The sequence below is a fragment of the Kribbella sp. genome (assembly GCF_035655035.1).
Classification (GTDB): Bacteria; Actinomycetota; Actinomycetes; order Propionibacteriales; family Kribbellaceae; genus Kribbella.
Genome location: NZ_DASRVN010000725.1, coordinates 1 through 8061, shown reverse-complemented (window position 1 = coordinate 8061; position 8061 = coordinate 1). Strand labels below are relative to the sequence as shown.

Below are 8061 nucleotides of genomic sequence, written 5' to 3'. Positions count from 1 at the left end.
CTGTGCCTTGAACACGCTGGCCGGCTCGTCGTTGACCAGCTTCAGCGCCTGCGAGACGGCCTCGTTGGACTCCTGGTCCTGGTCGATGATCAGCGCGATGTCCGCCAGGGGGAGCAGCAGCTCGGCGCGCTGGCGCTTCGGGGCGTCCGGCGGGAGCTCGGCCAGCGCCTTCCGGAGCAGCTTGAGCCCGCGCAGGTGCTGCGAGGACAAGGTGGCCGCGGTCGCGGTGTCGACGATCAGCCAGGTCTTGTCGACCGTGGTCGTCGGCGCCGCGTTGGGGAACAGCTCGAGCGCCATCTCGTAGTGCTTCAGGGCCTCCAGCGGCGCCGCTACCGACAGCGCCTCCTGCCCGGCGCGGACCCGGGCCTCGAACGCGGTCGCCAGGTCGTGCGACCGGGTGGCATGGCCGGCCAGCTCGGCGGCAGTACCCGCGACGGTCTGGTTCTCCAGGGCCTGCACGTACGCCGCGTGCTCGCGGACGCGCTCGCCCGGCAGCAGGTCGTCGTACACGGCTTCGGCCAGCAGGGCGTGCCGGAAGTAGTACCGATCGCTGGTCGGTACGTCGATGATGTGCGCGTCGATCAGCTCGCGGAGGGCGTCGTCGAGCTCGCGGTCCGGGAGCTTCGCGACCGCGGTCAGCAGATTGTGCGGGACGCGGCGCCCGGCGACCGCGATCACCCGGGCCACCTGGCGGGCGTTGTCCGACAGCGGGTCGAGCCGGACCAGCAGCAGGTCGGCGAGATCCGGCGGTACGCCGTCGTTGTCGCCCATCGAGGCCGCCGCCGCCAGCTCCTCGGTGAAGAACGCATTACCCCCGGCCCGCTCCAGGATCCGGCGCTCCTCGTCCGCGGGCAGCGGATCGGTCAGCAGCGAGTGCAGCAGCGTGCGGGCCTCGTCGGCGTCGAGGGGCAGCAGGTTGACCCGACGTACCCGAGGATTGCGGGACCATTCGGCGATCGGCCGGCGGAGCGGGTGCCGACGGTGCAGGTCGTCGCTGCGGTACGACACCACCAGCGCCAGGCGCTGCGAGGTCAGCCGGGTGATCAGGAAACCGATCAGGTCCCGCGTGGAGTCGTCCGCCCAGTGCGCGTCCTCGATGATCACCAGCAGCGGCTCGCTGGTGGACAACGCCGTGAACGCGCCGAGCACCGCGTCGAACAGGGCGGCGCGGTCGAGCTGGCCCTCCTGTTGCGGCGCGGGCTGGGCCCCGATCAGCCGGTGCGCGGGCAGCAGCCGGGCGATCGCCGGGAAGTTCGTGAGCACGCTCTCGACCAGGTCCGGGCGGTCGCCGGCCAGCCGGCCGAAGATCTCCGAGAACGGCTGGTACGGCAGGCCGGCGTCGCCGAAGTCCGTGCAGTGCCCGACCAGTACGCCGAAGCCGCGCTCGTGCGCACCGGTCGCCACCTCGTCCAGCATCCGGGTCTTGCCGACGCCGGCGTCGCCGGACAGCAGCACGGCACCGGCGCGGCGCGTCTTCGCGTCGTCCACGGCGCTGAGCAGGGCGGCCATCTCGGACGAGCGGCCGACGAGAGGTGTCGAATTCCAGGGCACGTCGTCCATCTTCGCCCCTGGCGCCGACACAAATCGACGGCATCCCGTCCCACGGCTTCTCCCGACCGCAGAATCCGCGGCGCGGGTGGATACGGAAACGCCGTCCCTGATCGAGGTTTCCCGATCGGGGACGGCGGTCCTGGCGGTCATGCGGCGGGGCGGGGTCGGAGGGCCTGCCGCGGCTCGGCCTGCGAGCTCTTGGCCTTGCGCTCCCGGCGGTTCGCCGCCCGGTAGTCACGCTTCGCGCGCTCCAGCCGGTACGCGACCTCCGCCCGCAACGAGTCCGGAGTCATGGGCATGTTGATCATGGTTGTTTCCTCCCCTCAGGCTTTCCGGCCGAACAAGTGACTGATGGCCCGGCGCCCCCGGTTGCCCCGGTGCTGCCGGAAGTCCCGGCTGAGCCGCTCCCTGCGGTAGTCGACCTCAGCCTTGACCGATGCGTTCGTAAACATGTGTTCCTCCGTCGTCCTGTGCCGGCTCCCTGCCGACACCCTTAATCTGCTCGTCTGAGGTGACCCCGCACATCGGAACTCCTCCCTATCCCCGGCGTAGGCGGACTCCTAGGTGCTCTCAGGGGGTCTTAGGGCCCCGGAAAGACGGAGGCGCGGCCGGCTCTCGGGGAGCCGGCCGCGCCGGGGGAAGGGGGCCTGGGTGGTGAACGTGCGGTCACATCGCGGGCCGGGCCCGCAACTCGGGCGCGCAGGGCCGGGGCGGCTGCGGTGCGCGCTTGCGGAACCACAGGGGGCGCTGGAAGTCGCGGCGGATCCGCTCCTGGCGATACTTCATCTCCGCCTGAACCGCGGCGGTCGAGTAAACGAACATGATCTCCTCCGGCTGCTTCTCGTTGCTGAAGAAACAGTCCGTCTCTGAGGAGCACCCCCACATCAGCACAACTCCCTATGCCCCCGGCAACTACCCCTTAGGGCGGCCGGATCAGCTGGGGTAGGTGAGATTGAGTTCGTAGTGGGTGGGATCGAGGAGTTCGTCCGCGTGTTCGGCGAACCGGTCGGTGGCGGTCCAGCTGGTGCGGGTGGTGTGCAGGAACCAGGTGCCTTCGGGGCGTTCCAGGTGGCCGGCTTCGACGGGGGTCAGCGGGCGACCGCGGAGGCGTTGTTCGCAGTGGTCCAGGTACAGGCCGGCGCGGTTCAGCGTGACGCTGATCGAGCCGTTGTCGAGGCCGCGTTCGGGGAGGTCCCGCAACGCGTCGACGGCCGGGATCCGGCTGCGTTCGAGCGAGATCGACGTACCGTCCGTGAGCTGCCGGACGCGCTCGATCACCACCACCTGTGGCGACTCCAGATCATGGCGATCGGCCAGCTCGGGGTCCTCCTCGAGCTCGATCCGCACCGTTCGCATCCGGGTCTCCACGCCCTGCTCGGACAGCGCGTGCGTCCACCCGAGCCGCCCGTCCAGCGGCCGCCCGTCGAACAGTACGTACGAACCCTTCCCGGTCCGGGTCGCGATCAGCTCGTCCGCGGCGAGGACGGCAAGTGCTGCGCGGACCGTGTTCCGGCTGACCGCGAAACGCCGGGCCAGCTCCACCTCACCCGGCAGCTGCGCACCCGGCCGTACGACGCCGGACTTGATCTCCCGCGCGAGCACCCGGGCGACCCGCTCGTGCTTGAGCCGGATCATCGCAGCTGCTCCACGCTGACGATCTCCAGCATCGGCGCGTACAGCCGCATCAGGTCGATCGCCTTCGAGTGGTTCTCCGCGGTGGACCCGGCGCACGCCTCCTCCACCACCTGCACCTGTACGCCGGCGTCGACCGCGGCAAGCGCCGTACTGATCACGCAACAGTCGGTGGCGACCCCGGCCAGCACCAGGCGGCCGTCGACCCGCGCCGCCAGTTCGGGGCCCCAGGCACCGAACGTCGTCTTGTCCAGAGTTGGAGCGCCCTTGAACTCGTCCACCAGCTGGTAGTCCGCCGCATCAGCGGGCTGCAACGCGAACGGGAACGCCTCGTAGTACCCGACCCACGCCCCGCGAGGTTCCTCCGGCGCGACGAACCGCGTGAACACCAACTCCGGCGAGAACAGCCTGATCAACTCCCGCACAGGCTCCACCACCCGCTGGAAGTCCGGCGTCGCCCACCCCGACGAAGGGTCCGCGAAGATCCGCTGCAGGTCGATCAGCGCGAGCACCTATCCCGCCTCCTGTCGCCGTACGGCGGGCCGCCCGCCGATCCACTGCGCGCCGAACCCGATCACCAGCGCCGCCAGTACGCCGAGGTTCGCGAACGCCCACGCGCCTTGCTTGCCGCCGAGCCCGAACGCCCCGAGCAGGTACCCCTGCCAGGTCAGCCAGGAAGCCAGCGTGTTCGTCACGAGCCCCCAACCGATGCCCGTGGCGACGATCATCGTGGCCACCGGCAACCACCGGACATCGCCGTACCGCCCGCTCGGCCGGTACAGGTCGTCCTCCGCGTAGTCGCGCCGCCGGGCCGCGATGTCGGCGAGCATGATCCCGCACCAGGCCGCGATCGGTACGCCGAGTGTGATCAGGAAACCCTGGAACTGCCCGAGGAACTTCCCGCCGTAGAACACCACGTAGATCGTGCCGGCGATCATCACCACGCCGTCGACGAACGCCGCGACGTACCGTTTCACCGGCAACCCGAGGGACAGCAGGGCGAGCCCGGACGAGTAGATGTCGAGCACCGCGCCGCCGACCAGCCCGAGCACCGCGACGATCACGAACGGCACCAGGAACCAGGTCGGCAAGGTCGCCGCCAGCGCACCGATCGGATCCGCGCCGATCGCCGTACTCAGGTCCTTCGACGACCCGGCGAGCAGCAGCCCGAACACCAGCAGTACGACGGGAGCGACCGAGCCGCCGAACGTCGTCCAGCCGACCACGCCGCGACTCGACGCCCGGCGCGGGAGGTACCGCGAGTAGTCGGCCGCCGCGTTCACCCAGCCGAGCCCGAAGCCCGTCATCAGGAACACCAGCGCGCCGATCACTGCCTGCGCCGACCCGTTCGGCAAGGCCGAAACCGTTTTCCAGTGGATCTGATCCGCGACCAGGATCATGTAGACGACGGTCAGTACGCCGGTCACGATCGTGATCACCGTCTGCGCCCGCATGATCAGGTCGAACCCGAGTACGCCGCACGCGACCGTCAGCAGGCCGACCACGACCAGCGCGATCACCTTGGTCAGTGCGCCGCCGCCCCAGCCGAGCCGGTCGAACACGGTCGCGGTCGCCAGCGTCGCGAGGATCGTCAGCACCGTCTCCCAGCCGACCGTCAGCAACCAGGAAACCAGCGACGGAAACTTGTTTCCCCGCACCCCGAACGCGGCCCGGCTGAGCACCATGGTCGGCGCCGAACCACGTTTTCCGGCCAGCGCGATCAACCCGCAGAGCAGGAACGAGAACACCACCCCGACCAGCCCCGCGATCACCGCCTGCCAGAACGAGATCCCGAACCCGAGCGCGAAGGCGCCGTAGCTCAGTCCCAGCACGGAAACGTTGGCCCCGAACCACGGCCAGAACAACTGGCTCGGGCGGCCCCTGCGGTCCGCGTCCGCGATCACGTTCAGCCCGTTGCTCTCGACGGAGAGCGCGCGGGTCTGCTGCACCTCGACCTGATCGGTCATCCCGGCTCCTTATGAAGGACCTGTTCAGTCCTGTTCAATCACGGTAGGCCCGGCCGATCGGGTGGTCAACAATGAACGACATGCAGCTCAGCGCCGAAGTGGACGGGTTCAGGCTCGCGTACGACCGGGTGGGAGACGGTGACGCCGTCGTCCTGCTGCACGGCTGGCCCGGCGATCGGACGGACCACCGTCTCCTCGCGCCGCTCCTCGTCGAACACGGTTGCGAGGTGGTGGTGCCGGATCTGCGCGGGTTCGGCGCGTCGGAGGGTGCGTCCGCGGACCCTGCTCGGTACGGCGCGGACGCGCAGGCCCGGAGCGTCGTCGCGTTGGTGGAGGAGCTCGGGCTGGAACGGCCCGTGTTCGCCGGGTACGACATCGGCAGCCGCATCGCGCAACGGATCGCGCGGACCCGCCCCGAACTGGTGGCGGGACTGGTGATCGCGCCACCGCTGCCGGGCATCGGGAAACGGGTGTTTTCCGAGCACGCGCAGGCGGAGTTCTGGTATCAGGCGTTCCACCGGCTGCCGGTGATCGAGGAGCTGATCGACGGGAAGCCGGACGCGGTCCGCGCGTACCTGACGCACTTCTGGACGCATTGGTCCGGGCCGGGCTTCGAGCCGGACCTGGATCACCTGGTGGATACGTATTCACAACCCGGCGCGTTCACGGCGTCGATCCAGTGGTACCGGGCCGGTGCGGGGTCCGTCGCCGTGTCCGCGGCCGAGACCGCGCCGGCGTCGTACGACCGGATCGCCGTACCGACCGTGGTGCTGTGGCCGGAGTTCGACCCGCTGTTCCCGCGCGCCTGGTCGGACCGGGTGGACGACTTCTACAGCGACGTCCGGGTCCGGCCGGTCGACGGCGCCGGCCACTACGCGCCCCTCGAATACCCGGAAATCCTCGCGGAGGAGATCGTCGGACTAGGCTAACCACCATGGCCGAGACCGAGTTGGGGATGCCGACCGTGCGGCCGGCGGTGGGTGCGTTGACGCGGCTCGCGCCGGAGCCCGTCCGGTACCTGCTGAACTGGGGGCGGAAGTACTCGCTCTGGGTGTTCAACTTCGGCCTCGCCTGCTGCGCGATCGAGTTCATCGCGGCGTCGATGGGCCGGCACGACTTCATCCGGCTCGGCGTGATCCCGTTCGCGCCCGGGCCGCGGCAGGCCGACCTGATGGTGGTGTCCGGCACGGTCACGGACAAGATGGCGCCGGCCATCAAGCGGCTGTACGACCAGATGCCGGAGCCGAAGTACGTGATCAGCTTCGGCTCCTGCTCGAATTCCGGCGGCCCGTACTGGGACTCGTACTGCGTGACCAAGGGCGTCGACCAGATCATCCCGGTGGACGTGTACGTGCCCGGCTGCCCGCCGCGGCCGGAGGCGCTGCTGCAGGGCATCCTCAAACTGCAGGAGAAGATCGCCGGCGAGACGGTCGCGAGCCGGTACGACGAGCCGTCGGCGGCCGCCCTGACGCGAGGTCTGGTGCAGCCTTGACGTCCGACGCTCTCGAGGCGCTGACCGGCGCCGGGATCGCCGCGACCTCGGCGAGCAGCTTCGGTCCGGTCGCGGTCGACGTACCGCCGGAGTCGTGGGTCGCGGCGCACGAGGTACTGCGGGACGCGGTCGGGCTCACGTTCTTCGACTTCCTGAGCGCGTCCGACGAGCTCAAGGACGGGTTCCGGGTGGTGTCGCACCTCGCGGACTTCTGGGGCGGGGCGCATGTCGATCACGTGCTGGTGCGGACCCTGGTGCCGCGGGACAACGCCGTACTGCCGACGCTGACCGAGGTGTACGCCGGGGCGAACTGGCACGAGCGGGAGACGCACGAGATGTTCGGGATCGCGTTCGACGGGCACCCGAACCTGATTACCCTGCTGCTTCCGGAGGAGTTCGAGGGGTACCCGCTGCGCAAGGAGTTCGTGCTCGCGTCCCGGGTCGCCAAGCCGTGGCCTGGCGCCAAGGAACCGGGCGAGTCCGACCACGCCCCCGCCGGCGCGCCCAGTCGCCGCCGTACCCTCCCGCCCGGCGTCCCCGACCCCGAGACCTGGGGCCCGCGCCCACCCGGTTCCCCCGCCCCGGACCCCCTGGCCGCCGCCGAAGCCGCCGCCACCCCGGCCCGCCCACGCCGCGGTACCGCCCCCGGAGAACGCCGCACCCGCCGCCAAACACCCCCAGCAGCCAAGCCTCCCGCCACCCAGGCCTCACCCGACCACCCGCCGACGGACCGCTCGGCGCCGGACCGCCCGAGGCCGGACCGCGCGCCGACGGACCACCCGGCGCCGGACCACCCGACACCGGACCACCCGACACCGGACCACGCGAGGCCGGACCACGCGCCGACGGACCACGCGAGGCCGGACCACGCGCCGACGGACCACCCGGCGCCGGACCGCCCGACGCCGGACCGCCCGCCGACGGAGCACCAGCAGGTGGACCACCTGCCGACGGACCGCGCGCAGGCGGACTCAGGACCGGCTGCGCCAGGCCAGTCCAACCAGCCGCCAGCGGACGGTGAGGCGGCGGGCGGCCGGGCTTCGTCCGACGAGTCGTAGGCTCGGGTGTTGTGATTCCGACTGCTGAAGAGCTGGCTCGATGGACGTTGGAGCGGCAGCATCCGTTGACCCGTGAGTGGGTGGATGACGCGCGCAGGCTGGCGATTCTCGCCGAGGAGCATGCCGCGCTGGACATCCTGCTCGCCGAGGACCTGGAGATCGCGGCCGCGCGGGCGCAGCGGCTCGCGCCCGGGAAGCCGGCCGAGTCGATGCTCAACCATTGGGTTGCCGTCGGCAACGACCTGCGGGTGATGTTCAGCATGCGCTTCGAGAACCTGGACCTGGCCAGGCCGTTCGTCGACGCCACCCCGATGACGCGCTCCCCGCAACCGTTGGACCTCCCCGCGATCGCCGACGCCGC

General features: G+C 70.6%; 10 protein-coding genes. 4 read left to right on the top strand and 6 right to left on the bottom strand.

The genetic code is table 11. From position 1 onward, the window contains the following. The 6 genes from VFF46_RS37445 to VFF46_RS37420 form a co-directional block, all read right to left on the bottom strand. Positions 1–1560 (bottom strand): ATP-binding protein (locus tag VFF46_RS37445; RefSeq protein ID WP_325042009.1); only part of this gene is annotated, 1560 nt, incomplete at its 3' end. A gap of 137 nt (positions 1561–1697) precedes the next feature. Further along, positions 1698–1859, bottom strand: a complete 162-nt coding sequence (locus tag VFF46_RS37440; protein ID WP_325042008.1) for a hypothetical protein — start codon at positions 1857–1859, stop codon at positions 1698–1700. 358 nt (positions 1860–2217) lie between these two features. Further along, positions 2218–2373, bottom strand: a complete 156-nt coding sequence (locus tag VFF46_RS37435) for a hypothetical protein (protein ID WP_325042007.1) — start codon at positions 2371–2373, stop codon at positions 2218–2220. Between the two features lie 111 nt (positions 2374–2484). After that, positions 2485–3186 carry a GntR family transcriptional regulator gene (locus VFF46_RS37430; protein WP_325042006.1) on the bottom strand — a complete coding sequence of 234 codons (702 nt, stop codon included), beginning with the start codon at positions 3184–3186 and terminating at the stop codon, positions 2485–2487. Further along, entirely contained in the window at positions 3183–3695 is a 513-nt protein-coding gene (locus tag VFF46_RS37425) for a cysteine hydrolase (RefSeq protein ID WP_325042005.1), read from the bottom strand. Before VFF46_RS37425 ends, VFF46_RS37430 begins: the two co-directional genes overlap by 4 nt. After that, positions 3696–5150, bottom strand: a complete 1455-nt coding sequence (locus tag VFF46_RS37420) for a purine-cytosine permease family protein (RefSeq protein ID WP_325042004.1) — start codon at positions 5148–5150, stop codon at positions 3696–3698. It abuts the gene before it with no gap. 71 nt (positions 5151–5221) lie between these two features. Here VFF46_RS37420 and VFF46_RS37415 point away from each other — a divergent pair, with 71 nt between their 5' ends. The 4 genes from VFF46_RS37415 to VFF46_RS37400 all read left to right on the top strand — a co-directional run. Then, positions 5222–6079 (top strand): alpha/beta hydrolase, encoded by an 858-nt coding sequence (locus tag VFF46_RS37415; protein ID WP_325042003.1) that lies wholly within the window; start codon positions 5222–5224, stop codon positions 6077–6079. 5 nt (positions 6080–6084) lie between these two features. Continuing rightward, positions 6085–6642: an NADH-quinone oxidoreductase subunit B family protein gene (locus VFF46_RS37410; protein ID WP_325042002.1), complete on the top strand. Its 558-nt coding sequence runs from the start codon at positions 6085–6087 to the stop codon at positions 6640–6642. Continuing rightward, positions 6639–7700, top strand: coding sequence for an NADH-quinone oxidoreductase subunit C (locus tag VFF46_RS37405; RefSeq protein WP_325042001.1), 1062 nt, complete (start codon positions 6639–6641; stop codon positions 7698–7700). Before VFF46_RS37410 ends, VFF46_RS37405 begins: the two co-directional genes overlap by 4 nt. An 11-nt stretch (positions 7701–7711) precedes the next feature. Then, positions 7712–8061 (top strand): hypothetical protein (locus VFF46_RS37400; protein WP_325042000.1); only part of this gene is annotated, 350 nt, incomplete at its 3' end.